Origin of the sequence: Streptomyces koelreuteriae (assembly GCF_018604545.1) — a bacterium.
Lineage (GTDB): Bacteria > Actinomycetota > Actinomycetes > Streptomycetales > Streptomycetaceae > Streptomyces > Streptomyces koelreuteriae.
On record NZ_CP075896.1, the window covers coordinates 2,481,524 to 2,505,730 of the forward strand.

Here is a 24,207-nt window from a genome sequence, read left to right on the forward strand (position 1 = left end):
CCCACGGACCCTGTCCACAGGACCCGGCCTGCGGATACCTTCCCGTACGTGGCGATGTTCCGACTTCAGAGCAACAAGGTGCTCGCCGTCGACATGACCGGAGATGCCGTGAAGGCGAAGAACGGCTCGATGGTCGCGTACGACGGCGAGATGGCCTTCAAGAAGCTCAGCGGCGGCGGCGAGGGCATCCGGGGCATGGTGACCCGGCGGCTGACCGGTGAGCAGATGACGTTGATGGAGGTGAAGGGGCGCGGCACCTGCTGGTTCGCGGACCGCGCCTCCGAGATCAACCTGGTCGGCCTCCAGGGCGACAAGCTCTACGTCGAGTCGAGCAATCTGCTGGCGACCGACGGCGGGCTGCGCACGGGGACGGAGTTCACCGGCCTGCGCGGCGCCTCACAGGGAAACGGGCTGTTCACGACGTCCGTCGAGGGCCACGGCCAGGCGGCGATCATGTCCGACGGGCCGGCAGTGGTGCTGCGGGTGAGTCCGCAGTATCCACTGACCGTCGACCCGGGGGCGTATGTGGCGCATCAGGGCAACCTCCGGCAGTCCTTCCAGTCCGGTGTGACGTTCCGCACGTTGCTCGGGGAGGGCGGCGGCGAGGCCTTCCAGATGCGGTTCGAGGGCGACGGGCTGGTGTACGTACAGCCGAGCGAGCGGAACACGATCGCGGGAGACGTGTGAGATGGCCTTCCGGGAGATCAACGCGAAGATGGTCGAGGCGACGGTGACGCCCGGTCAGCGGCTGTTCAGCCAGCGCGGCGCGATGCTCGCGTACCGCGGCGAGGTGTCGTTCACGCCCAATACGGCGGGCGGGCAGGGCGGGATCGTGTCGATGATCGGGCGCCGGGTGGCGGACGAGGACACACCGCTGATGACCGTGGAGGGCAGCGGCACGGTCCTGTTCGGGCACGGCGGCCATCACATCCAGGTGATTCAGCTCACCGGCGACACCCTCTACGTGGAGGCGGACCGCCTGCTGGCCTTCGAGGGCTCGCTCCAGCAGGGCACGATGTTCCTCGGCTCGCAGGGCGGCGTCATGGGCATGGTCCGCGGCCAGGTCAGCGGCCAGGGGCTGTTCACGACCACGCTGAAGGGGCACGGGGCCGTCGCGGTCATGGCCCACGGCGGTGTGATCGAGATCCCGATCACACCCCAGCGGCCGGTGCATGTGGACCCGCAGGCCTACGTCGCCCACCACGGCGACGTCCGCAACAAGCTGTCCACCGCCCTGGGCTGGCGGGACATGGTGGGCCGCGGCTCGGGCGAGGCCTTCCAGCTGGAGCTCAGCGGCAGCGGTGCGGTGTACGTCCAGGCGTCGGAGGAGAAGCTGTGAGCACCTACGGAACTCCGGGCGCCGGCCCCGCGGTCTTCGACCCTGCGTCGCTGCCGCCCGACGACAACGTCAATCCGTACACCTTCTGCGTGGAACTGAAGGGGAGCCAGTGGTTCCTGCAGAAGGGGAAGATGATCGCCTACTACGGCTCGATCGACTTCAACGGCGTCGGACACGGCCGGCTGGACCGTCTGGTCCGTACGTCGTTCCATTCGCCACTGCACGCGAGCGACTGGGTCGTGGCGGAGGGCTCGGGCAAGATGCTCCTCGCCGACCGGGCCTTCGACGTGAATTCGTTCGACCTCGAGGACGGCAACCTGACCATTCGCTCGGGCAACCTCCTCGCTTTTCAGCCAACTCTCGCACTGAAGCAATCAATCGTGCCGGGTTTTCTGACCCTCATCGGAACCGGAAAGTTCGTGGCCGCGTCGAACGGTCCGGTGGTGTTCATGGAACCCCCGATCCGGGTCGACCCCCAGGCCCTGGTCGGATGGGCCGACTGCCCCTCGCCCTGCCACCACTACGACCACGGGTACATGACCGGCGTCATGGGCGGTCTACGTGCGCTGACGGGCCTCGGAGGGGCCTCCGGAGAGGAGCACCAGTTCGAGTTCGTCGGTGCCGGCACAGTGCTGCTGCAGTCCTCCGAGACCCTGATGGCCGAGCAGGCCACCGGAGCCGTTCCGCATCAGGCCGGTGTGCCCGGCGGCGGGGCATCCGGACCCCACCCCGGTCAATCCGGCGCACCGCGTCTTCCCGGACAGCTGGGGGACCTCCAGCGTCGCTTCGGGCTGTGAGCGGTAGTCTGCGGAGTGTGACATCGAACGCCTGCGCACCATTGTTCGGCAGGCGTGCGCCGTCATACGAAAACCCTCACTAGTTCGCCTTTCAACCTTTTAGGTAGACTTCATTCATGGAGACCGAGACGGCCACGCGCTGGCTGACCGATGCGGAGCAGTGCGCTTGGCGCACCCACCTGGAGGTCAACAGGCTGTTGACGTACCAGCTCGAGAAGGACCTGCAGCCGTTCGGACTGACAATGAACGACTACGAGATCCTGGTGAACCTCTCCGAGTCGGAGGACCAGCGGATGCGGATGAGTGACCTCGCCTCCGCCACCCTCCAGTCCAAGAGCCGCCTCTCGCACCAGATCACGCGCATGGAGAACGCGGACCTGGTCCGGCGGGAGAACTGCGAATCCGACCGCCGGGGGCTCTACGCGGTCCTCACCGACCACGGCATGGCGACGATGCAGAAGGTCGCGCCCCACCATGTGGCGTCCGTGCGGAGGCACTTCATCGACCTGCTGTCCCCCGAGGCCCTGACGGAGCTCGACAAGGCCCTCAAGCCCATCGCGGAGCACCTGCGCGGACAGCGCGGGCGCCCCTGACCCCGACAGCACACCCCGGGCCGGCCGAGGGCCCTAGGCGAGCGGCAGGCGGAGTTCGAACAGGGCTCCGCCTGCGGGTCCCTCTCCGGCCGTGAGCGTGCCGCCGTGCCGTACGGCGACGTCCCGGGCGATGGCGAGCCCCAGTCCGGCCCCGCCGTCGTCCCGGCTGCGGGCGGCGTCCAGCCGTACGAACCGTTCGAAGATCCGCTCCCGGTCGGCCTCCGGCACCCCGTCGCCGTCGTCCGCCACGCCGACCACGGCCCGGTCACCCTCCCGTCGCACGCTGACGGTGACGGCCGCCCGGGCGTGCCGCTGGGCGTTGTCGAGCAGATTGGCGAGCACTCGCCCCAGCTGCCCCCGCGATCCGGCCACTTCAACCGGCTCCGCGTCCACCGTCACCCCCGTCCGCCCCTCGGCCTCCTCCCGGGCCAGCGCGGCGAGGTCGACCCCCGCGTCATTGGGCCGCTCCCCCGCGTCCAGCCGGGCGAGCAGCAGCAGGTCGGCGGCCAGGTGCTGGAGCCGCACGGTGTCCTCCACGGCCCCGTCGAGGTCCAGCAGCTCGGGATGGGCGGCGGCCACTTCCAACTGCGTGCGCAGCGAGGCGATGGGACTGCGCAGCTCGTGGGACGCGTCGGCGACGAAGCGCCGCTGCCGCTCCACGGAGGTCTCCAGCGCCGCGAGCGTCTCGTTGGTGGTGCTGGCGAGCCGGGCGATCTCGTCGTGCGTGTCCGGTTCCGGGACGCGCCGCGCGAGATCCTCGGACTGGGTGATCGCGGCCATCTCGCTCCGGATGCCCTCGACCGGCCGCAGCGCCCGCCGGGTGACCAGCCAGGTCACTCCCGCGACGACGCCGAGCAGCAGCGGGAACCCGATCAGCATCACCGTCAGCGCGGTCCGCACGGCGCCGTGCTCGGCGGCCAGCGGCGAACCGGCGTAGACCTTGAGGGTCCCCCGGTCCTGGGTCTCGACCTCCACGGCGGCGAACCGGTAGTCCTCCGCGTCACCGTCGATCGTCGCCGACCCGTTGCTGAAGACGCTCTCCCCGGCGATCTCCCCGGGTTCGAGGGCGGCCTCCTCGTGTTCGTCGGCGTCGTCGTCATCGTCCGCCCGGGGCGTGGCCGGCGGCTGCGGCTTCACCTGGTCGGAGTCGGTGCCGCTGATCTCCTGGAGGTCCTCACTGGCCGCGACCAGCCGCTTGTTCTCGTCGAGGACCTGCACCGGCCCGTCGTCACCGTCGAGCCCGGACAGCTTGTCGTACGGCGTCCCGGCGGCGAGCTCGGAGGCGACGGCCCGGGCGGACTGCTCGGCCTGCGTCCCGGCCTCGCCGATCAGATTCGACCGCAGGGACAGCAGCACGGCGGCCCCGGCCGCGACGAGCGCCACCGCGACCACGAGCGTGGCGCCCAGCGTGGCCCGCGCCCGGACGGACCCGAAGAGCCGCCTCATGGCGACTTCTCCAGCCGGTACCCGGCCCCGCGCACGGTCCGGATCAGCCCCGGCCGCAGCTTCCGCCGCAGGGTGCTGATGTACACCTCGACGATGTTGGGATCGCCCTCGTACGCGAAGTCCCACACGTGTTCGAGGATCTCGGACTTGGACACGACCTCCCCGGCCCGCAGCACGAGCTGCTCCAGCACGGAGAACTCCTTGGTGGTCAAGGAGACTTCGTCCTCCTCCAGAAACACCCGGCGGGCGGCCGTGTCCACCTTCAGCTCCCCGTGCACATGCACGGGCGAGGCCCCGGCCCCCACCCCGCGCCGCCGCAGCAGCGCCTTGATCCGGGCGACGAGCACGACGTACGAGAAGGGCTTGGTCAGATAGTCGTCCGCCCCCGTGTCGAGCCCCTCGGCCTCGTCGTACTCGCCGTCCTTGGCGGTCAGCATCAGGATCGGCACCTCGTGCCCGGCGGCGCGCAGGGCGGCGCAGACCCGGTAGCCGTTGAGGCCGGGCAGCATGATGTCGAGGATCACCAGGTCGTACGTCCCCTCCGAGGCCTGGTGCAGCCCCTCCCGTCCGTCGTGGACGACGTCCACGGCGTACCCCTCGGCCGTCAGGCCCCTGGCGAGCGACAGGGCCAGCCGCTTCTCGTCCTCCACGATCAACAGGCGCATGGGTAAAGAGTCGCAAAACCAAGCTGAAGATCCCTTCAGGGGGCTTCAGCTTCCTCTCAGCCTCGGTCAGCCACCTTGGAACACGTCGAAAACAAACCGACTCGGGAGGAACCCCCATGAAGCGCAACATCGTGATCGCCGCTGTGACCGCCGCCGCCCTGATCGGAGGCGGCACGGCCACGGCCCTCGCGACCACGGGAGACGGCGGGGGCTCGGCGCAGCAGGCGGGCAACACCCGGCTGTCGGACGACGACGTCCGTGACGACCAGGACGACCGCGGCGACGACGACGGCCGGGACGACGACACCGCGCGGGCGGCTTCCGGCGACGTGACGGCGCCCGAGGCGATCGCCTCCGCGCTGAAGCACACGCCCGGCACGGTCGTCTCCGCCGAGCTGGACGACGAGGACGACAGCGACAAGGTGATCTGGAAGGTCGACGTCCTGTCCGGTGACAACGCCTGGCACAGCGTCAGCGTCGACCCGTCCAGCGGCAAGGTCCTCGGTGCGCAGACGGACGACGAGGACGACACGGCGCAGGTGCGTGCCGCACTGAAGGGCTCCTCCGTTACGGCCGAGGAGGCCGCGAAGGCCGCCGCCGGCAAGGGCACGGTCACGTCCGTCGACCTCGACGAGGACGGCAAGAACAAGTCCTGGGAGGCCGAGACCCACAAGTCCGGCGGCGCCGAGCAGGACTGGAAGATCGACCTCACCACGGGCAAGGTCACGGCGGACCATTCGGACGCCCAGGACAACGACGCGGACGACACCGACGACCAGGACTGACCCTCCTGCCCCATTCCGACCGCCCCGGCGTCTCCCTGACGCCGGGGCGTCCCCGTACGCGAGAGGACTGCCGCGGCGTTTCAAGGCACCCGGCGTCGATGCTGATGCCGGGTGGGCCCGCAACCCGGCGGAGCGGGGTGCCGCTGCGCCCACCCGTGCCGCCCCTAGCGGCACGCATGCCCGCAGCTAGGGCAGCGGCGGCGGCCGGCGGCAGCCAGGGCGAGTGCGGCGGCCGGCGGCAGCCAGGGCGAGTGCGGCGCCCGCGGCTGCGGCAGAGGCGGAAACCCGCGACCGGCGCGGAGAGCCGAAGCCCGGCGGATGGCGGGAGCCACGACGCGCCCGCACCCGCCGGATCACGGAAGGGGACGTGTCGGGGGGTGTCCGCCCGCAGCGGTTGGCGCGTCAGCGGACAGTCAGTCGGTGTCCGAGCCCATCGCGCCGTTCCGAGGACGGACACCCCCCGGCGCGGCCCCGACCCACCACCGGCGACCAGGCGCGGACGCGCACCCCCACCGAAGCAGGCGCCTCTCAGCCCTCCGTCAACCCCGTCACCAGCTCGTCAGCCGCACGATAAGGATCCAGCTCCCCGGCCACGATCCGCTCGGCCAGTGCCCCCAGGCGCCGGTCGCCGTGCAGGTCACCGATCCGCTCCCGCAGCGCCGTCACCGCGATCGTCTCGACCTCACGGGCAGCCCGCGCGGCCCGCCGCTCCGCCAGCACCCCCCGCTCCTCCATCCAGGCCCGATGCTTCTCCAGCGCCTCGACGACCTCGTCCATGCCCTCCCCGCGCGCCGCGACCGTCTTCACGATCGGCGGACGCCAGTCCCCCGGCCCCCGGGACTCCCCGAGCCCCAGCATGTGGTTCAGCTCCCGAGCCGTCGCATCGGCCCCGTCCCGGTCCGCCTTGTTCACGACGTACACGTCACCGATCTCCAGGATCCCGGCCTTGGCCGCCTGGATCCCGTCCCCCATCCCCGGCGCCAGCAGCACCACGGACGTGTCCGCCTGCGAGGCGATCTCCACCTCGGACTGCCCGACCCCCACCGTCTCGACGAGGATCACGTCACAGCCCGCCGCGTCCAGCACCCGGATCGCCTGGGGCGCGGCCCACGCGAGCCCGCCCAGATGCCCCCGCGTCGCCATCGAACGGATGTACACCCCCGGGTCGGACGCGTGGTCCGACATCCGCACCCGGTCCCCGAGCAGCGCCCCGCCCGAGAACGGGGACGACGGGTCGACGGCGAGCACGCCGACCCGCTTCCCCTGCTTGCGATACGCCGTCACCAGCGCCGACGTGGACGTGGACTTGCCGACCCCGGGCGACCCGGTCAGCCCGACCACGTACGCCCCGCCCGTCAGCGGCGCCAGCGCCGCCATGACCTCCCGCAACTGCGGGGACGCCCCCTCCACCAGGGAGATCAACCGGGCCACGGCCCGCGGCCGGCCCTCCCTGGCCTGGGCGACCAGCGTGGAGACGTCCTGCATCACAGCTCCGTTCATGAACGAGGACCAACAGGCGAAGGCCGAGGTACGGCCGTAGAACCGCCGCTCAGCCCTTCGGTACCCGCACGATCAGCGCGTCACCCTGCCCACCGCCACCGCACAGCGCCGCCGCACCCACACCACCGCCCCGCCGCTTCAGCTCCAGCGCGAGATGCAGCACGAGACGCGCACCGGACATCCCGATCGGGTGACCCAGGGCAATCGCGCCACCGTTGACATTCACCTTTTCGGTGGACACCCCAAGATCCTTCATTGACTGCACGGCCACCGCCGCGAACGCCTCGTTGATCTCGACCAGGTCGAGGTCCTCGACGCCCAGCCCCTCCTTCTTCAGCGCGTGCAGGATCGCGTTGGACGGCTGGGACTGCAGCGAGTTGTCAGGACCGGCCACGTTCCCGTGGGAGCCGATCTCGGCGATCCACTCCAGGCCGAGCTCCTGCGCCTTGGCCTTGCTCATCACCACGACGGCGGCCGCGCCGTCGGAGATCTGCGAGGCCGAACCGGCCGTGATCGTGCCGTCCTTGGCGAACGCCGGACGCAGCTTCCCGAGGGACTCGGCGGTGGTGTCACCCCGGATGCCCTCGTCCTTGCTGAACAGCACCGGGTCGCCCTTGCGCTGCGGGATCTCGACGGGCGTGATCTCCGCGTCGAACAGGCCGTTCTTCTGCGCGGCGGCGGCCCGCTGGTGCGACTGCGCGGCGATCTCGTCCTGCTCGGCGCGGCCGATGCCCAGCCGGGTGTTGTGCTTCTCCGTCGACTCGCCCATGGCGACGTTCTCGAAGGAGTCGGTGAGCCCGTCGTAGGCCATGGCGTCGATCATCTCGACGGCGCCGTACTTGAAGCCCTCACGGGACTTGGGCAGCAGGTGCGGGGCGTTGGTCATGGATTCCTGACCGCCCGCGACGACCACGTCGAACTCACCCGCGCGGATGAGCTGGTCGGCCAGCGCGATCGCGTCCAGGCCCGACAGACACACCTTGTTGATCGTCAGGGCGGGCACGTTCATCGGGATGCCGGCCTTGACCGCGGCCTGACGGGCAGGGATCTGCCCCGCCCCGGCCTGGAGCACCTGCCCCATGATCACGTACTGCACCTGGTCGCCGCCGATCCCCGCGCGGTCGAGGGCGGCCTTGATCGCGAAGCCGCCGAGGTCGGCTCCGGAGAAGGACTTCAGCGATCCGAGCAAGCGCCCCATGGGCGTACGCGCGCCCGCGACGATCACCGTGCTGGTCGCTCCAGAAGTTCCAGAAGACATGAGCTGCGATCCCCTTACCGGCTGCACAGCCGAGGAGTGAACGAGGGTTTACTTCGAATGTACTGAGTGGCACTCCGTGCCGTCATCGGGCTGTCGGTGTGATCGCGCGCACGTTGCGTAACCACCTCCGGGGCGCTGCACTGAAAACATGCTGACGCGAATCGACCACATCGGAATCGCCTGTTTCGACCTCGACAAGACCGTCGAGTTCTACCGTGCCACCTACGGCTTCGAGGTGTTCCACTCCGAGGTCAACGAGGAGCAGGGCGTGCGCGAGGCCATGCTCAAGATCAACGATACGTCCGACGGCGGCGCCTCGTACCTGCAGCTTCTCGAACCCACCCGCCCGGACTCCACCGTCGCGAAGTGGCTCGACAAGAACGGCGAGGGGGTGCACCACATCGCTTTCGGTACGGCAGATGTGGACGCGGAGGCGGCCGATATCCGCGACAAGGGCGTACGCGTGCTGTACGAAGAGCCCCGACGCGGTTCCATGGGGTCACGGATCACCTTCCTGCACCCCAAGGACTGTCATGGCGTACTGACAGAACTGGTCACTTCGGCGCCTGTTGAGTCACCTGAGCACTGACCCTCGTACATAAGGGCCGGTAGGGTTGGGTGCGGTCACCGCTCAAGCTGCGGCGACCGCATTCCGGGGTCCGGGTTTCGGGGGACGAGCGTCGGGGCAGCAGCCCATGCTCCGCCGATGATCTGACACCATTCCCCGGGGGCCCCGTTCGGCGGATGGACGGAGCTCGTTTGGAGAGAGTTGCGACCAGGGGACGGATGGGACCGCGCAGTGCGGGGCTACGAGAGCCAGGAGCGAGAGCCGGCGGCTGACGTCGACCACCTCTCTCGGTTCGAAGCCGAGATGAAGCGGCTGAAGACCGAGCGGGAAAAGGCGATCCAGCACGCCGAGGACCTCGGCTACCAGGTCGAGGTGCTGCGTGCCAAGCTGCACGAGGCACGGCGCACCATCATGACCCGGCCCTCCTTCGACGGGGGCGACATCGGCTGGCAGGCCGAGCAGTTGCTGCGCAACGCTCAGATGCAGGCCGATCAGATCCGGACGGACGCCGACCGTGAGCTGAGCGAGGCCCGGGCACAGACCCAGCGGATCCTCCAGGAGCACGCCGAGCAGGCGGCCCGGCTCCAGTCGGAGCTGCACCAGGAGGCGGTGACCCGCCGCCAGCAGCTCGACCAGGAGCTGGCCGAGCGCCGCCAGACGGTCGAGTCGCACGTCAACGAGAACGTGGCCTGGGCCGAGCAGCTGCGGGCCCGCAGCGAGCAGCAGGCCCGGCGCCTCATGGAGGAGTCCCGGGCCGAGGCCGAGCAGGCCATGTCCACGGCCCGCGCGGAGGCCGAGCGGCTGGCGACCGAGGCCCGCCAGCGGCTGACGAACTCCGCCGAGGAGGCCCGGGCCGAGGCCGAGCAGATCCTGCGCCGCGCCCGTACGGACGCCGAGCGGCTGCTGAACGCCGCCTCCTCCCAGGCCCAGGAGGCCACGGACCACGCCGAGCAGCTGCGGACCTCCACCGCCACCGAGTCGGAGTCCGCGCGCCGCGAGGCCACGGAGCTGAGCAAGGCCGCCGAGCAGCGGATGGCCGAGGCCGAGGAGGCGCTGCGCAAGGCGCAGACCGAGTCGGAGAAGCTGGTCACGGAGGCCAAGGAGGCCGCCGCCAAGGCCCTGTCGAGTGCCGAGTCCGCGAACGAGACGCGTACGCGCACCGCCAAGGAGCAGGTCGCCCGGCTGGTCGAGGAGGCCACCAAGGAGTTCGAGAACACCAAGGCCGAGGCCGAGCAGCTCGTCGCCGATGCCCGCGCCGAGGCCGAGAAGATCGTCGCGGAGGCCTCCGAGAACGCGCGTACGTCCACCGCCGAGGAGACCGCGACCCAGCTCTCCAAGGCGGCCAGGACCGCCGAGGAGGTCCTCAACAAGGCGTCCGAGGACGCCAAGAAGACCACCAAGGCCGCAGCCGAGGAGGCCGAGCGGATCCGCAGTGAGGCCGAGGCCGAGGCGGACCGGCTGCGCGCCGAGGCGCACGACATCGCCGAGGAGCTCAAGGGCACGGCGAAGGACGACACCAAGGAGTACCGCGCCAAGACGGTCGAGCTGCAGGAGGAGGCCCGCCGCCTGCGCGGCGACGCCGAGCAGCTGCGGGCGGACGCCGTCGAAGAGGGCGAGAAGATCCGCGCCGAGGCCCGCAAGGAGGCCGTGGCGCAGATCGAGGAGGCGGCGAGGTCCGCCGAGGAGCTGCTCGCCAAGGCCAAGGCGGACGCGGACGAGCTGCGCACGAATGCCCAGGGGGACAGCGAGAAGGTCCGCACCGAGGCCATCGAGCGGGCGACGACCCTGCGCCGGCAGGCCGAGGAGACCCTTCAGCGCACCCGGCAGGAGGCCGAGCGGCACCGCGAGGAGGTCGTCGAGCAGGCCGAGGGCATCAAGGCGGACGCCGAGCGCGCGGCGGTCGAGCTGCACGAGGAGACCGAGCGCGCCATAGAGGCCCGCCGCACGGACGCCGCCGAGGAGCTGACGCGGCTCCAGACGGAGGCCGAGGAGCGGCTGACGGCCGCCGAGCAGGCGCTGTCGGACGCCCGTGAGGAGGCCGCGCGGATCCGCCGCGAGGCCGCCGAGGAGAACGAGCGGCTGCGCGACGAGGCCGCCGAGCGGATCCGTACGCTGCGGCAGCAGGCCGAGACCGAGGCCGAACGGCTGCGCGACGAGGCCGCGTCCGACGCGTCCGCCTCGCGGGCCGAGGGCGAGGCCGTCGCCGTACGCCTGCGCTCGGAGGCTTCGAACGAGGCCGAGCGGCTGAAGTCGGAGGCGCAGGAGAGCGCCGACCGGATGCGCGCGGAGGCACAGGCCGCCGCCGAGCGGATCGGCACGGAGGCGTCCGAGACGCTGGCCGCCGCCCAGGAGGAGGCGAGCCGTCGGCGCCGCGAGGCCGAGGAGCTCCTCGGCAGCGCCCGGCAGGAGGCCGACCAGGAGCGCGAGCGGGCCCGCGAGCAGAGCGAGGAGCTGCTGGCCTCGGCGCGCAAGCGCGTGGAGGAGGCGCAGGCCGAGGCCGTACGCCTGGTCGAGGAGGCGGACCGGCGGGCCACGGAGATGGTGTCGGCCGCCGAGCAGCACGCCCAGCAGGTGCGGGACTCCGTCGCGGGGCTGCACGAGCAGGCCCAGGACGAGATCGCCGGGCTGCGCAGCGCCGCCGAGCATGTCGCGGACCGGACGCGGCGCGAGGCCCAGGAGGAGGCGGACCGGGTCCGCACCGACGCCTACGCGGAGCGGGAGCGGGCCAGCGAGGACGCCGGCCGGCTGCGGCGCGAGGCGCACGAGGAGACCGAGGCCGCCAAGGCGCTCGCCGAGCGCACGATGTCCGAGGCGATCACCGAGGCGGACCGCATCCGTACGGAGGTCGCCGAGCACGCCCAGCGGGCGCGCACGGAGGCGTCGGACGCCATCGCCGAGGCCGAGCAGAACGCCTCGCGCACCCGGGCGGACGCCCGTGAGGACGCCAACCGCATCCGGTCGGACGCGGCGACGCAGGCGGACACCCTCATCACCGAGGCGCGGGGCGAGGCGGAGCGCCTCACCACCGAGACGGTCACGGAGACCGACCGCCTGCGGATGGAGACGGTCAACGAGGCCGAGCGGGTCCGCACCGAATCGCTGAACGAGGCCGAGCGGGTCAGGGCCGAGTCGGTCGCCAAGGCCGACCAGCTCGTCGGGGAGGCCACCGGCGAGGCGGAGCGGCTGCGGGCCGAGGCCGCCGAGACGGTCGGCTCGGCGCAGCAGCACGCCGAACGGGTCCGCGGCGAGGCCGGCCGGGTCAAGGCCGACGCGGAGGCGGAGGCGGAGCGGCTCGTCGCCACCGCGCGCGAGGAGGCCGACCGCACCCTGGACGAGGTCCGCAAGGACGCCAACAAGCGGCGTTCCGAGGCGGCCGAGCAGGTCGACAAGCTCATCACGGAGACCACGGCCGAGGCCGACAAGCTGCTGAGCGAGGCCCAGCAGCAGGCGCACAAGACCACCGCGGAGGCCGAGTCGCAGGCCGACACGATGGTGGGCGCGGCCCGCACGGAGGCCGACCGGCTGGTGTCCGAGTCGACGGTCGAGGGCAACTCGCTGGTGGAGAAGGCCCGTACGGACGCGGACGAGCTGCTGGTCGGCGCGCGTCGGGACGCCACACAGATCAGGGAGCGCGCCGAGGAGCTGCGCGACCGGATCACGGGTGAGATCGAGGAACTGCACGAGCGGGCCCGCCGGGAGTCGGCCGAGACGATGAAGTCGGCGGGCGACCGCTGCGACGCGCTCGTCAAGGCCGCCGAGGAGCAGCTCGCCAAGGCGCAGTCGAAGTCGAAGGAGATCGTCTCGGAGGCCAACTCCGAGGCGGGCAAGGTCCGTATCGCCGCGGTGAAGAAGGCCGAGGGGCTGCTCAAGGAGGCCGAGCAGAAGAAGTCCACGCTGATCCGGGAGGCCGAGGAGCTCAAGGCCGAGGCGATCCGCGAGGCCAAGCGCACGGTCGAGGAGGGCAAGCGCGAGCTGGAGGTCCTGGTCCGCCGTCGCGAGGACATCAACGCGGAGATCTCCCGTGTCCAGGACGTCCTGGAGGCGCTGGAGTCCTTCGAGGCGCCGGGCGGGGGCAAGGACAACGGGGTCAAGGCGGGCGCGACGGTCGGCGCACCTCGTTCGGGTGGCAAGTCCTCGGAGAGCTAGGGGCCTTCCGGCGGCCCGTGCCACCCTGGACGGGAGCCCGATTCCGGGGCCATCCGGGGGCTTTGACCAAGTTTTGGCAAGCCCTCTGCCGCTCAGCCACCCAAAAGGGGTCTCATTTTCCAGATCAAACGCGCATCCGCTCGATGACACACCGTTTCGGCCCCTAGGATTCCACCTATCACCTCACCGGTCTCATTCGACAGGAACCCCATGAGCGACACTTCCCCCTACGGCTTCGAGCTTGTGCGGCGTGGATACGACCGCGCTCAGGTGGACGAACGTATCTCCAAGCTCGTCTCCGACCGTGACAGCGCTCTCGCCCGCATCACCGCTCTGGAAAAGCGCATCGAAGAGCTCCACCTCGAGACGCAGAACGCCCAGGCCCAGGTCACCGACGCCGAGCCGTCGTACGCGGGTCTCGGTGCGCGCGTGGAGAAGATTCTCCGCCTCGCCGAGGAGGAGGCGAAGGACCTGCGCGAGGAGGCCCGGCGCGCCGCCGAGCAGCACCGTGAGCTCGCCGAGTCGGCGGCCCAGCAGGTGCGCAACGACGCCGAGGCGTACTCCTCGGAGCGCAAGGCGAAGGCCGAGGACGAGGGCCTGCGGATCGTCGAGAAGGCCAAGAGTGACGCCTCGCAGCTGCGTTCCGAGGCGCAGAAGGACGCGCAGTCCAAGCGCGAGGAGGCGGACGCCCTCTTCGAGGAGACCCGTGCCAAGGCCGCGCAGGCCGCCGCGGACTTCGAGACGAACCTCGCCAAGCGCCGCGAGCAGTCCGAGCGCGACCTGGCGTCCCGTCAGGCCAAGGCCGAGAAGCGTCTCGCCGAGATCGAGCACCGCGCCGAGCAGCTCCGCCTGGAGGCGGAGAAGCTGCGCACGGACGCCGAGCGCCGCGCCCGTCAGACGGTGGAGACGGCCCAGCGCCAGGCCGAGGACATCGTGGCCGACGCCAACGCCAAGGCCGACCGCATCCGTTCGGAATCCGAGCGCGAGCTGGCCGCCCTCACCAACCGCCGCGACAGCATCAACGCCCAGCTGACGAACGTCCGCGAGATGCTCGCGACGCTCACGGGCGCCGCGGTGGCCGCCGCCGGTACGCCGGCCGAGGAGGAGCCGATCTCCCGTGGGGTCCCGGCTCAGCAGTCCCGGTAACACGCGGGCATCCGGAGTCTGAATCTCCGCAAAGCCCTCTGCCGCTCGGGTGGCAGAGGGCTTTGTTGCGTTCTAGCGTGGCGGCATGATTGAGCTCGAGGGGCTGACCAAGCGTTACGGCGAGAAGGTGGCGGTCAACAACCTGTCCTTCACTGTCAGACCAGGTATCGTCACCGGCTTTCTCGGGCCCAACGGCGCGGGGAAGTCCACGACCATGCGGATGATCCTCGGTCTCGACCACCCCACCGCCGGCGATGTCCGTATCGACGGCAAGCACTACCAGCAGCTCAAGGATCCGCTGACGTACATCGGCGCCTTGCTGGAGGCCAAGGCCTGGCACGGCGGGCGCACCGCCTACAACCATCTGCTGTGCCTCGCGCAGAGCAACGGCATTCCGCGCGGCCGGGTGCGGGAGGTGCTGGAGACGGTCGGGCTGACGGCGGTCGCGAAGAAGAAGACCAAGGGCTTCTCGATGGGCATGGGGCAGCGGCTCGGCATCGCGGCCGCGCTGCTCGGCGACCCGCGGATCCTGATGTTCGACGAGCCGGTCAACGGCCTCGACCCCGAGGGCATCCACTGGATCCGCACCCTGATGAAGTCGCTGGCCGGGCAGGGCCGGACCGTGTTCGTCTCCTCCCATCTGATGAGCGAGATGGCCCTGACGGCCGAGCATCTCGTCGTCATCGGGCAGGGGCGGCTGCTCGCGGACACCTCCATGGCCGACTTCATCGCGCGCAACTCACGGTCGTACGTCCGGGTCCGCAGCCCGCAGCGGGAGCGGCTGCTCGATGTGCTGCACGAGGCCGGGATCGTGGCCGTGGAGAGCGGCGACGGGGTGCTGGAGGTGGACGGCGGCAAGGCCGAGCTGGTCGGTGAGCTGGCGGCGCGGCACGGGCTGACGCTGCACGAGCTGAGCCCGCAACAGGCCTCGCTGGAAGAGGCGTTCATGCAGCTGACCGCGGAGTCGGTCGAGTATCACGCACACAGCGAGACGAGCCCGCAGCCGCCACAGCAGCAGCAGTGGGGCGACGGCTGGAAGAGGGGCTGAGGAGCATGGCGACGACTCAGGTCGTTCGGTCGGAGTGGACCAAGATCAGGTCGGTGGCGTCCACGGTGTGGACGCTCTCGCTCGTGGTGGTCGTGACGGTCGCCCTCGGCATGCTGATCTCGGCGCTGTCGAAGAACGAGTTCGACAGCATGAGCGCGCAGGCCCGGGCGGAGTTCGATCCGACGTTCATCAGCTTCGCGGGGATGAGCCTCGGTCAGCTCGCGATGATCGTGTTCGGTGTGCTGGTGGTGTCGAACGAGTACAGCACCGGAATGATCCGCACCTCGCTGGCCGCCGTGCCGCAGCGCGGCTCCTTTCTGTTCAGCAAGATCGCGGTGGCGAGCGGCCTCGCCCTGCTGGTCGGGCTCGTCACCAGCTTCGCCGCGTTCTTCCTGGGGCAGGCGATGCTCGGCGGGCACCGGGCGGAGATCGGTGACACGGGTGTGCTGCGGGCCGTGTTCGGCGGCGGCCTCTATATGGCGCTGATCGCGATGTTCTCCATGGGCGTCGCCGCGATGCTGCGCTCGCCGATGCTGTCGCTGGGCATCCTGATGCCGTTCTTCTTCCTGATCTCCAACATCCTCGGCAATGTCGACGCGACGAAGAAGGTCGGCCAGTTCCTGCCCGACCAGGCCGGCAGCAAGATCATGCAGGTGGTCACGCCGATCGACGACGACACCCCGTACGGGCCCTGGGGCGGCCTCGGGATCATGGGGCTGTGGGTGCTCGTCGCCCTGATCGGCGGGTACGTGCTGCTGAAGAAGCGCGACGCCTAGGCTGGGCGTCGGGGAGGGGGCTGTCGGGGCCTTCAGGGGCCCCACCCTTTACTTTCATTTGGGCGGAACCGTCAGCGCCTCGATATCCTCCTAACCCTTACGGGGGGCGTGTGCCCCGCTGTCCTGAACCTTGCGATGGGTGCGGAGCATGATCGAAGCAGTCGGCCTGACGAAGCGCTACGGCGACAAGACCGCTGTGTACAACCTTTCCTTCCAGGTGCGGCCCGGAGCCGTCACCGGCTTCCTCGGGCCGAACGGCTCGGGCAAGTCGACGACGATGCGGATGATCCTCGGCCTGGACAACCCGACGGCCGGGCAGGTCACGATCGGGGGCTATCCGTACCGCAAGCTGCCCAACGCCGCCCGCCAGGTCGGCGCCCTGCTGGACGCCAAGGCCGTGCACGGTGGCCGGGCCGCCCGCAACCACCTGCTGTGCCTGGCCCAGCTCTCCGGCATCCCGGCCCGGCGCGTGGACGAGGTGCTCGGGGTCGTCGGTCTGCAGGAGGTGGCCAAGAAGCGGTCCAAGGGCTTCTCCCTCGGCATGGGGCAGCGCCTCGGCATCGCCGCCGCGCTGCTCGGCGACCCGCAGGTGCTGCTGTTTGACGAGCCGGTCAACGGCCTCGACCCCGAGGGCATCCTCTGGGTGCGCAACCTGATGAAGGCGCTGGCGGCGGAGGGCCGTACGGTCTTCGTCTCCTCCCATCTGATGAGCGAGATGGCGCTGACCGCCGACCACCTCATCGTCATCGGGCGCGGACAGCTGCTCGCCGACATGAGCGTCACGGCCTTCATCTCCGCGAACTCCGCGGACTTCGCCCGGGTCCGCACACCCGACACCGAGCCGCAGCAGCGCGAGAAGCTGTCGGCCGCGCTCACCGAGTCGGGCGGGCACGTGCTGCCCGAGCAGGACGGCGCGCTGCGCGTGACCGGGCTGCCGCTCCCCCGCATCAGCGACATCGCGCACACCGCCGACGTACGGCTGTGGGAGCTGTCGCCGCACCAGGCCTCGCTGGAGGAGGCGTACATGCGGATGACGCAGGGCGCCGTCGACTACCGCTCGACCATCGACCAGAAGGAAGGCCTCCAGCAGCAGCTGCCGCCCGGCGCGCAGCCGCCGATGCCGGTGCCGGGGCAGGGCCAGCCGGGCTGGTACGCCCCGCCGCCGCCCCAGCAGGGCGGGCAGCCGCTGCCGATGCCGCCGCAGGGCGCGCCCGGTCAGGCTCCGGCGGGCCCGTACGGCGCACCCGGGGCGCCCGTGGCTCCCAGCGCGCCCGGGTCCGCTCCGAGCGCCCCCAGCACACCCGGCGCCTCCGGCGCGGGAGCACCCAACCCGTACGCCCAGCCCGCGCCTCAGGCGCCGCAGGCGCCCCAGGCTCCGGCGCAGCCCGCCTCCCAGGCGCCCCAGGCCCCCGGGCAGCCCGCCGGTCAGGCGCCGCAGGCCTCCGCCGCTCCCGCGCGGCCCGCCGCCGCTCCGGCTCCGCAGGCGGCTGCCCAGCCGCCCGTGCCCCCGCAGGCGCCCGCCGCTCCGCCGGCTCCCGCCCCGACCTCCGACCTGACCAAGCCCGAGGACGCCCGATGAGCAGCCCCCAGCCCCAGACACCGCAGGCCGCGCCCACCTGGCAGCAGGCGGCGGCCCCCGGCTCTGCTTACCCCGCCCCCGGCTACACCTCGCCGATCCCGGTCGTGCGCACGCACCTCGGGCACGCCATCGCCTCGGAGTGGACGAAGATCCGTTCGGTGCGCTCCACCATGTGGACGCTCGGCGTGTTCGTCCTGCTCGTCGTCGGCATCGGCCTGCTGACCGGCGTGGTGGTGGCGAACTCCGACCCGGCCCTGTCCGGCGAGAGCCCGCTCGGCCTCGGCTTCTTCGGGCTGCTGCTGGGCAGCATGTGCGTCATCACGCTGGGCGTGCTGACCACCGCCTCGGAGTACGGCACCGGCATGGTGCGCACCACGATGGTCGCCTGCCCGAGCCGCGGCCGGGTGCTGGCGGCGAAGGCCATCGTGTTCTTCCTGGTCGCGTTCGTGGTGACGCTGGTGTCCTCGTCCCTCGTCGCCTTCCTGCACGTCGCCATGCTGGAGGGCGACGGCGCCAAGTCCCCCACCGGCGGGGAGTGGCTGAAGGCCACGGTCGGCATGTCGGCCTACATCGCGCTGCTGGGCCTGCTCTCGCTCGCCGTCGGCTCGATCATCCGGCACTCTGCGGGCGCCATCACCATCATGATCGGCACGGTGCTCGCCCCGCTGGTGATCGCGCTGTTCATGTTCTCGGAGTCGCTGGTGGCCGTGCGCGACGCGCTGTTCGAGTACTCCATCCCGAACCAGCTGAGCATCTTCTACGCCAACTCCCTCAGCGAGTCCGGCCCGTCCGGCTGGGACCCGCTGTGGATCATCCTCGCCGCGACGGCCGTGGCCTTCGCCGCCGCCTTCGCGCTGCTGGAGAAGCGGGACGTCTGAGTCCCCTCAGAATCTGGGCGAGTTACGGGACCGCTGCACCCCCGGGGTGCGGCGGTCCCGCGCGTTCCAGCAGGCCTTGTGCCAGTGCCGGCGGTCGTCGACGCCCGCGTGCTCGGACCAGGCCACCACGTGCGGCACACCGTCGGGGATCAGCTGGTCGCAGCCGGGGCAGCGGTAGGACTTGCCCTGCGCGCTCGCGCCGGCCACATGCCGCACGCTCCAGTTCTCACCCTGCCAGTTCTCCGAGGACTGCCAGCCGCCGTAGCGGCCGGGGCTGTCGTCCTCGGCGCTCCGGCCGGACGAACCGGCATCCTTGGGTCGGTTACGACGCGGGGACACGGGACACCTCTCGGGGATATACAGGGAGCACGGGCCGTGTCCAGCCTACGCGGCGCGGACGAGGGTACGCGTACGGCACCAATCGCCACAAGTCCCTCTCCGGGCGAGGCGGGTGCTCCCCGGCTCTCAGCGGAACGCCCCATTCTGCAGACAATCCGCAAAATACTCCGCCCGGCCGTGTCCTCGGCACGTGTCAGACGGTTATGCCCTGTGGGGGAGCTCCGTGTCGGAGCCAAGGAAGCAGGAAAGCAATGCACGTTGGAAGTTTCGTGTTGGCGGCCCAGTTCCCCGGCCAGGGCGAGGGCGAGGCGCTGCACCGCGCGGTCCGCTCGGCCGAGGTGGCCGAGGAGTCGGGGCTCGACGCGGTCTGGCTGGCCGAGCACCACTTCGTGCCGTACGGCACATGTCCGTCGGCGATCACTCTGGCGGCCTTACTGCTGGGCCGCACCCGCCGCATCCGGGTCGGTACGGCGGTGAGCGTCCTGCCCACCGCCCACCCCGTGGCCCTCGGCGAACAGGCCGCGCTGCTGCACCACACGAGCGGCGGCAGGTTCACGCTCGGTGTCGGGCGCGGCGGCCCGTGGGTCGACCTGGAGGTGTTCGGCGCGGGCCTGGAGGCGTACGAGGAGGGGTTCCCGGAAGCCCTGGACCTCCTGGAGCGCTGGCTGCGCGAACCGTCCGTGTCGGCGGACGGGGAGCGCTTCCGCTTCCGTGAGGTCCCGGTGGTCCCGAGGCCCTCGGAGGCCCTGACGGACGTCCAGGGGCCCGAGCTGGTCGTCGCCTGCACCTCCCCGGCGAGCGTGCGGCTGGCCGCCGAGCGGGGTCTGTCGATGCTGCTCGGGATGCATGTGGGGGACGAGGAGAAGGCCGAGATGGTCGCCCTGTGGCGGCAGCACGCGCGGGCGTGCGGCCGGCCCGCCGAGGAGATCCTCGGCGCGTCCCATGTGTCGGCGGGCGTCTGCCAGATCGCGGACCGTCGGGTCGACGCGGCGGAGACGCTGATGAAGGCGATGCCGGGCTGGCTGAAGCAGGGCCTGGAGGCGCATGTCACGGTCGACGGGCGCACCCGCCGGATGCGCGACCCGCTGGCGTACACCGAACTGCTCTGCGGGCTCCACCCGGTGGGGACTCCGCGGCTGTGCGCCGACCGGCTCGCGGCGACCAGCGAGCGGACGGGCATCTCGCGCTTCGCGCTGCTCGTCGAGGGCTCCGGGGACCTGGCGGCGACCGAGGAGAACGTGCGGCGGCTGGGGACCGAGGTGCTCCCCCAACTCGTCTGAGCGCGCGGTGGATTCCTGGGGGCTTGCCGCTCCGGTACAAAAGCGCACCTCCCGCGTACGGAGCGGCAAGCAAGCGGCGCCGCGTCAGCAGTCCCGGAACTCGGGTGACTGGTTCAGCACCTGGCTGCGGACCGAGGTGAAGCGGTTCAGCTTCTCGTCGACCGAGGAGTCAAGCGGGAACACGGCCACCCGGTGGCAGTTCTGGAAAGCCAGCCGCACACCGAAGTGCCGTTGCAGCGCGCCGCGTATCGCGTCACTCGCAAGCGCACGCAGCAACTGACCGCGTGCCTGCTCGTCCGGCGGAGGCGTCTGGTTGTCGGCGAACGCACCGCCGTCCACCTTCAGCTGGGCCACCAGGGAGCTGATCATCTCCCATGCAAAGGGCAGGGAGGTCCGGACGCAGTCGACGAATTCCGCTTCGTCGACCTCGCCTCGCTCGGCCTGTTCGAGTAGGGCCGGTGAGACGTCGAGCGACATGAGTTCTCCTCTCGCACCCCCAACGCGTGGGGGTTGCCGGACAGATAGGGGAGGATCGCGATACCGGACACGCTGCGTACACACCTCGCGACCTCCCGTTCATACGGTAAGCAACCGGCGGTGACGGCACCAGGAGAATGCGCAGATGGGACACTCTCAATGAGCACACCGTGCACACAATCGGCCATTACCGAACACGCGTTTTCCAGGGCGAATCGCGTCGGCAGGCGCCCGTCGAGTAGCGTTGCCGACCATGCGTCTCGTCATTGCCCGCTGTTCCGTGGACTACGCCGGGCGGCTCACCGCCCACCTTCCCTCGGCCCCGCGCCTGATCCTGGTGAAGGCGGACGGCAGCGTCTCGATCCACGCCGACGACCGGGCCTACAAGCCCCTGAACTGGATGTCGCCGCCCTGCACCCTGAAGGAGGGCACCGGCGAGGAAGAGGGCGTCTGGACCGTCATCAACAAGGCGGGCGAGAAGCTCATCATCACGATGGAGGAGGTTCTCCACGACTCCTCGCACGAACTGGGCGTGGATCCCGGCCTGATCAAGGACGGCGTGGAAGCGCACCTTCAGGAGCTGCTCGCCGACCGCATCGAGACACTCGGCGAGGGCTACACCCTGATCCGCCGCGAGTACCCGACGGCCATCGGGCCGGTGGACATCCTGTGCCGGGACGCCGACGGCAAGACCGTCGCGGTGGAGATCAAGCGGCGTGGTGAGATCGACGGCGTGGAGCAGCTGACGCGCTATCTGGAGCTGCTGAACCGCGACCCCCATCTCGCGCCGGTCCGCGGTGTCTTCGCCGCGCAGGAGATCAAGCCCCAGGCCCGCGTCCTCGCGACGGACCGGGGCATCGGCTGCCAGGTCCTCGACTACGACGCGATGCGCGGCATCGAGGACGACAAGCTGCGCCTGTTCTGACCTGCCCCGTCTCTACCCACCCCGCCAGACAAAGAGGGCCGGGTCCGCGAGCGCGGACCCGGCCCTGCCGTGTGTACGGGGTGTCAGATCACCTGCTCCGACTTGCCGGGCGTGCTCGCGCCGCTGCTCTGCGGCGCGCTCGCGGTGGTGCTCGCGGGCGCGCTCGACGCCGGGCCGCTGGCCGAGTCGGAGGTGGACGGGGTGGTCGTCGGCGGAGTCGTCGTCGGCGTGGGCTCCCCGGTGTCCGTCGGCGTCGGCGTCGACGAGGGCGGCGTGGAACTCGACGGCGGCTTGGTCGGTGAGGACGGCGGCTTGGTCGGGGTCGTCGGCGGCTTGGAGGACGTCGGAGGCTTCGACGTCGTCGGCGGCTTCGACGTGGACGCCGGATCACTCGGGTCCTGCGAACCGCTCGGTTCGTCCGTCGGCGTCGGATCGTCCGACGTGCCGAGCGTGCCGTCCGGACCCGGGTCGGTCGGGCGGCTGGTCGCAGCGCCCGTGTCGCCGCCCTCGTTCGCCGCCGGGTCGGCGCCCAGGCTGCCGTCGCCCAGGCCCTGGCTGGCCGAGGGGTTGACGCCGACCTGGTCGGACGGCGGGTTGCGGTCCTTGTCGGAGGTGGCGCCGAGGGTCACCACGGTGCCGAGCACGGCGACGAGCAGGGCACCGGCGCCCGCGGCCACCAGGTTGCGCCGGGCCAGGCCCTTGAGACCGAGCCGGGCCTTGTGCGAGGGCGCGGCCGGGCTGTGGTGGGTGACCACGGTCGGCGCGGAGGGCTGCTGGAGCGTCGGGAAGGCCGCCGGAACACCGCCGGCCGGGGACGCCGACTCCTCGTACCGGGCGTCGGGCACCTCCTCCCCCGCGGTCGGGCCGAGCCCGATCGGGGTGCCCGAGCGGTCGGAGACCAGGGCGAGGGCGCGGCGGCCGGCGACGGTGCCGCGCTTGTCGGACAGGGCGCCGCGCAGGCCGATGGAGGCCTCCAGTTCGGCCCGGGCCCGGTCGAGCCGGCCGCCGCACAGGGCGAGGATGCCGAGCTCGTGGTGGAAGTAGGCCTCCTCGGCGACGTCCCCGGCGAGCCGGGCGGCCTCGGCGCCGGTGCGCAGGGCGCGTTCCCAGGCGCTCCAGTGCAGTCCGGCGGCGAACGCGGGGGCGGCGGTGCGGGCCAGGTGGACGGCCGGGCTCTCCTCGTCCTCGGCGGGCGGCTCGGTGAGGGGCCCGAGGACGGCCAGGGCGGCGAGGACGGCGTCGGACTCGGCGCACACCCGTTCCGGGGTGACCGAGGGGTGCCCGGCCCACCAGGAGTAGTGCTGGGCGGCGCTGCGGGCCCCGGCCTCGGCCTCGTCGGCGTATCCGGCGGCCTCCAGCTGGGCCGGCACGCCCGCGGCGAGCCGGTAGCGGGAGCCGACCGGGGAGACCAGACCGCAGTCGGCCAGTTCGCCGAGGGCGGCGTCCGCGTGGGTGTCGCCGACCAGGGCGGGCAGATGCGCCTGGTGCGGGACCTCGCCGCCGAGGGCCACGGCGAAGCGCAGGGTGGCGCGGGCGGAGGCGCTCAGCCGGGCGGCGAGCAGCGGGGCGGGGGCGGCGGCCTCGCCGAGCGCGGGCAGCGGTACGTCGTCGCCGTCGGCGGCGTCGCAGCCCTCGGCCGGGGGCGCGTCCTCGAAGACGCCGAACTCGTCGACGGCGCTCGTCCCGGCGCGCAGCCGGTCGCGCTGCCGCAGCAGGGCACCGGCCTGGACGAAGCGCAGCGGCAGGCCCTCGGACTCGAACCAGAGGTCGCCCGCCCAGTTGGACTCCTCGTCGGTGAGGGTCCGGCCCACCGCGTGCTCCAGCAGGTCGAGTCCGGCCGCGCGGTCCAGGCCGCCGAGGGCGACCTCCTCGACGGCGGAGTCGGCGGAGGGAGCGGGCACGTCGGGGGTGGCGCCCAGCAGGAAGGCGCACTCCGGGGTCGCCTCCAGCAGCTCGTCGAGCGCGGCGCCGCCGAACTCGAGGTCGTCGAGGACGACGACCGCGCCGATCTCACGGAGGTGGGTGAGCAGTTCGTCCCGGTCCGGGCGGTACAGGGGGGCGTTGAAGACGGCGCGGAAGAGGTCGTGCCGCAGGTCCTCGCAGGTGCGGCCGAAGCCGCCCAGGCGGACGACGCCGTCGGGGGCGAGGTCCGCGCAGTCCTCGGCGACGAGGTCGAGGAGGCGGGTGCGGCCCGAGCCGGCGGGTCCGGTGAGGCGGACGGAGCGGCCGCGGGCGAGCAGGCGCACCAGTTGCTCGCGTTCGTCCTGGCGGGCCAGCAGCGGCAGGGCGGGACGCGCGGGGCCGGGCGGGACGGGCGGCCGGGCCGCGCGCTCGGCCTCGGCGCGTTCGGCCGGGGTGAGCTTCACGGGCCGGGCGGGCCGTTCGGCGGGCGGGCAGACCTCTATTTCGCTGCCGTCGACGGGGTTGACGGTCAGCAGGAAGTCGCCGGCGACGAGCCGCACGGTGCGGGCGAGTGCGGGCGCGTGCTGCGCGAAGTCGGGTGTGAGGGAGTCCCGGGGCGGGCGCTGGCGCGGCCCCTGGCCGTCGCCCTCGTGGCCGTACTCCTCGGGTCCCCGGGTGTTCGGGTCCATAAGTCAAGCCCCCCAAAAGCGGGTGTGTGCTGTGAAAGCCCTTCCCGGCCTTGCTGCACACCGCGCTGTCG

21 protein-coding genes are annotated in these 24,207 nt (G+C 71.5%); 14 read left to right on the forward strand and 7 right to left on the reverse strand.

Annotation, left to right across the window (positions count from 1 at the left end; translation table 11 throughout):
• Positions 1-54 precede the first annotated feature (54 nt).
• From KJK29_RS10745 to KJK29_RS10760, 4 genes are all read left to right on the forward strand, one after another.
• Positions 55-687, forward strand: a complete 633-nt coding sequence (locus KJK29_RS10745) for an AIM24 family protein (RefSeq protein WP_184591833.1) — start codon at positions 55-57, stop codon at positions 685-687.
• 1 nt (position 688) lies between these two features.
• Entirely contained in the window at positions 689-1,339 is a 651-nt protein-coding gene (locus KJK29_RS10750; RefSeq protein WP_215118487.1) for an AIM24 family protein, read from the forward strand.
• Entirely contained in the window at positions 1,336-2,136 is an 801-nt protein-coding gene (locus KJK29_RS10755) for an AIM24 family protein (RefSeq protein WP_215118488.1), read from the forward strand. The genes KJK29_RS10750 and KJK29_RS10755 overlap by 4 nt, the downstream gene beginning before the upstream one ends.
• 116 nt (positions 2,137-2,252) lie before the next feature.
• A complete protein-coding gene (locus tag KJK29_RS10760) occupies positions 2,253-2,729 on the forward strand; it encodes a MarR family winged helix-turn-helix transcriptional regulator (RefSeq protein WP_215118489.1) in 477 nt (158 codons plus the stop codon).
• Positions 2,730-2,762: 33 nt separating this feature from the next.
• On the opposite strand, the gene KJK29_RS10765 is transcribed toward KJK29_RS10760, so the two are convergent.
• Complete coding sequence (locus KJK29_RS10765) at positions 2,763-4,175, reverse strand: sensor histidine kinase (protein WP_215118490.1); 1,413 nt, start codon at positions 4,173-4,175, stop codon at positions 2,763-2,765.
• On the reverse strand, positions 4,172-4,840 hold the full coding sequence (locus KJK29_RS10770) for a response regulator transcription factor (protein ID WP_215118491.1): 669 nt from the start codon (positions 4,838-4,840) through the stop codon (positions 4,172-4,174). Before KJK29_RS10770 ends, KJK29_RS10765 begins: the two co-directional genes overlap by 4 nt.
• Positions 4,841-4,956: 116 nt before the next feature.
• Here KJK29_RS10770 and KJK29_RS10775 point away from each other — a divergent pair, with 116 nt between their 5' ends.
• On the forward strand, positions 4,957-5,625 hold the full coding sequence (locus KJK29_RS10775; RefSeq protein ID WP_215118492.1) for a PepSY domain-containing protein: 669 nt from the start codon (positions 4,957-4,959) through the stop codon (positions 5,623-5,625).
• A gap of 528 nt (positions 5,626-6,153) precedes the next feature.
• On the opposite strand, the gene meaB is transcribed toward KJK29_RS10775, so the two are convergent.
• Both meaB and KJK29_RS10785 read right to left on the reverse strand, forming a co-directional pair.
• On the reverse strand, positions 6,154-7,110 hold the full coding sequence (gene meaB, locus KJK29_RS10780; RefSeq protein ID WP_215118493.1) for a methylmalonyl Co-A mutase-associated GTPase MeaB: 957 nt from the start codon (positions 7,108-7,110) through the stop codon (positions 6,154-6,156).
• A 64-nt stretch (positions 7,111-7,174) separates the two neighbouring features.
• Positions 7,175-8,383, reverse strand: coding sequence for an acetyl-CoA C-acetyltransferase (locus KJK29_RS10785; protein ID WP_215118494.1), 1,209 nt, complete (start codon positions 8,381-8,383; stop codon positions 7,175-7,177).
• 148 nt (positions 8,384-8,531) lie between these two features.
• On the opposite strand from KJK29_RS10785, the gene mce reads away from it, so the two are divergent.
• From mce to KJK29_RS10820, 7 genes are all read left to right on the forward strand, one after another.
• Positions 8,532-8,972 carry a methylmalonyl-CoA epimerase gene (gene mce / locus KJK29_RS10790; RefSeq protein WP_215118495.1) on the forward strand — a complete coding sequence of 147 codons (441 nt, stop codon included), beginning with the start codon at positions 8,532-8,534 and terminating at the stop codon, positions 8,970-8,972.
• Between the two features lie 210 nt (positions 8,973-9,182).
• A complete protein-coding gene (gene scy, locus KJK29_RS10795) occupies positions 9,183-13,097 on the forward strand; it encodes a polarized growth protein Scy (RefSeq protein ID WP_215118496.1) in 3,915 nt (1,304 codons plus the stop codon).
• Positions 13,098-13,307: 210 nt separating this feature from the next.
• Entirely contained in the window at positions 13,308-14,243 is a 936-nt protein-coding gene (locus KJK29_RS10800; protein WP_215118497.1) for a coiled-coil domain-containing protein, read from the forward strand.
• Positions 14,244-14,328: 85 nt separating this feature from the next.
• Positions 14,329-15,291 (forward strand): ABC transporter ATP-binding protein, encoded by a 963-nt coding sequence (locus tag KJK29_RS10805; RefSeq protein ID WP_215118498.1) that lies wholly within the window; start codon positions 14,329-14,331, stop codon positions 15,289-15,291.
• A gap of 5 nt (positions 15,292-15,296) precedes the next feature.
• Entirely contained in the window at positions 15,297-16,067 is a 771-nt protein-coding gene (locus KJK29_RS10810) for an ABC transporter permease (RefSeq protein WP_215118499.1), read from the forward strand.
• Between the two features lie 148 nt (positions 16,068-16,215).
• Positions 16,216-17,646, forward strand: coding sequence for an ABC transporter ATP-binding protein (locus tag KJK29_RS10815; RefSeq protein WP_215118500.1), 1,431 nt, complete (start codon positions 16,216-16,218; stop codon positions 17,644-17,646).
• Complete coding sequence (locus tag KJK29_RS10820) at positions 17,643-18,524, forward strand: ABC transporter permease subunit (RefSeq protein ID WP_215118501.1); 882 nt, start codon at positions 17,643-17,645, stop codon at positions 18,522-18,524. Before KJK29_RS10815 ends, KJK29_RS10820 begins: the two co-directional genes overlap by 4 nt.
• Before the next feature lie 6 nt (positions 18,525-18,530).
• On the opposite strand, the gene KJK29_RS10825 is transcribed toward KJK29_RS10820, so the two are convergent.
• Complete coding sequence (locus tag KJK29_RS10825) at positions 18,531-18,863, reverse strand: ATP/GTP-binding protein (RefSeq protein WP_215118502.1); 333 nt, start codon at positions 18,861-18,863, stop codon at positions 18,531-18,533.
• 251 nt (positions 18,864-19,114) lie between these two features.
• Between KJK29_RS10825 and KJK29_RS10830 the strand changes: the two genes are divergently transcribed.
• Entirely contained in the window at positions 19,115-20,143 is a 1,029-nt protein-coding gene (locus KJK29_RS10830; RefSeq protein WP_215118503.1) for an LLM class flavin-dependent oxidoreductase, read from the forward strand.
• A gap of 84 nt (positions 20,144-20,227) precedes the next feature.
• Here KJK29_RS10830 and KJK29_RS10835 read toward each other — a convergent pair whose 3' ends face one another.
• Complete coding sequence (locus KJK29_RS10835) at positions 20,228-20,620, reverse strand: SCO5389 family protein (RefSeq protein ID WP_215118504.1); 393 nt, start codon at positions 20,618-20,620, stop codon at positions 20,228-20,230.
• Positions 20,621-20,873: 253 nt separating this feature from the next.
• Between KJK29_RS10835 and nucS the strand changes: the two genes are divergently transcribed.
• Positions 20,874-21,545, forward strand: a complete 672-nt coding sequence (gene nucS / locus KJK29_RS10840) for an endonuclease NucS (RefSeq protein ID WP_215118505.1) — start codon at positions 20,874-20,876, stop codon at positions 21,543-21,545.
• A gap of 83 nt (positions 21,546-21,628) precedes the next feature.
• Here the strand turns inward: nucS and KJK29_RS10845 are convergent, their stop codons facing one another.
• Complete coding sequence (locus tag KJK29_RS10845) at positions 21,629-24,136, reverse strand: ATP-binding protein (RefSeq protein WP_215118506.1); 2,508 nt, start codon at positions 24,134-24,136, stop codon at positions 21,629-21,631.
• Between the last annotated feature and the right edge of the window lie 71 nt (positions 24,137-24,207).

Excerpts from the sequence above, each read along its gene's own strand:
- mce (WP_215118495.1), top strand. The coding sequence starts at position 8,532 with ATGCTGACGCGAATCGACCACATCGGAATCGCCTGTTTCGACCTCGAC.
- KJK29_RS10775 (WP_215118492.1), top strand. The coding sequence starts at position 4,957 with ATGAAGCGCAACATCGTGATCGCCGCTGTGACCGCCGCCGCCCTGATC.
- KJK29_RS10805 (WP_215118498.1), top strand. The coding sequence starts at position 14,329 with ATGATTGAGCTCGAGGGGCTGACCAAGCGTTACGGCGAGAAGGTGGCG.
- KJK29_RS10815 (WP_215118500.1), top strand. The coding sequence starts at position 16,216 with ATGATCGAAGCAGTCGGCCTGACGAAGCGCTACGGCGACAAGACCGCT.
- KJK29_RS10765 (WP_215118490.1), bottom strand. The coding sequence starts at position 4,175 with ATGAGGCGGCTCTTCGGGTCCGTCCGGGCGCGGGCCACGCTGGGCGCC.
- KJK29_RS10760 (WP_215118489.1), top strand. The coding sequence starts at position 2,253 with ATGGAGACCGAGACGGCCACGCGCTGGCTGACCGATGCGGAGCAGTGC.
- KJK29_RS10785 (WP_215118494.1), bottom strand. The coding sequence starts at position 8,383 with ATGTCTTCTGGAACTTCTGGAGCGACCAGCACGGTGATCGTCGCGGGC.
- KJK29_RS10830 (WP_215118503.1), top strand. The coding sequence starts at position 19,115 with ATGCACGTTGGAAGTTTCGTGTTGGCGGCCCAGTTCCCCGGCCAGGGC.
- nucS (WP_215118505.1), top strand. The coding sequence starts at position 20,874 with ATGCGTCTCGTCATTGCCCGCTGTTCCGTGGACTACGCCGGGCGGCTC.
- meaB (WP_215118493.1), bottom strand. The coding sequence starts at position 7,110 with ATGCAGGACGTCTCCACGCTGGTCGCCCAGGCCAGGGAGGGCCGGCCG.
- KJK29_RS10800 (WP_215118497.1), top strand. The coding sequence starts at position 13,308 with ATGAGCGACACTTCCCCCTACGGCTTCGAGCTTGTGCGGCGTGGATAC.
- KJK29_RS10820 (WP_215118501.1), top strand. The coding sequence starts at position 17,643 with ATGAGCAGCCCCCAGCCCCAGACACCGCAGGCCGCGCCCACCTGGCAG.
- KJK29_RS10770 (WP_215118491.1), bottom strand. The coding sequence starts at position 4,840 with ATGCGCCTGTTGATCGTGGAGGACGAGAAGCGGCTGGCCCTGTCGCTC.
- KJK29_RS10810 (WP_215118499.1), top strand. The coding sequence starts at position 15,297 with ATGGCGACGACTCAGGTCGTTCGGTCGGAGTGGACCAAGATCAGGTCG.
- KJK29_RS10750 (WP_215118487.1), top strand. The coding sequence starts at position 689 with ATGGCCTTCCGGGAGATCAACGCGAAGATGGTCGAGGCGACGGTGACG.
- KJK29_RS10745 (WP_184591833.1), top strand. The coding sequence starts at position 55 with ATGTTCCGACTTCAGAGCAACAAGGTGCTCGCCGTCGACATGACCGGA.
- KJK29_RS10835 (WP_215118504.1), bottom strand. The coding sequence starts at position 20,620 with ATGTCGCTCGACGTCTCACCGGCCCTACTCGAACAGGCCGAGCGAGGC.
- KJK29_RS10845 (WP_215118506.1), bottom strand. The coding sequence starts at position 24,136 with ATGGACCCGAACACCCGGGGACCCGAGGAGTACGGCCACGAGGGCGAC.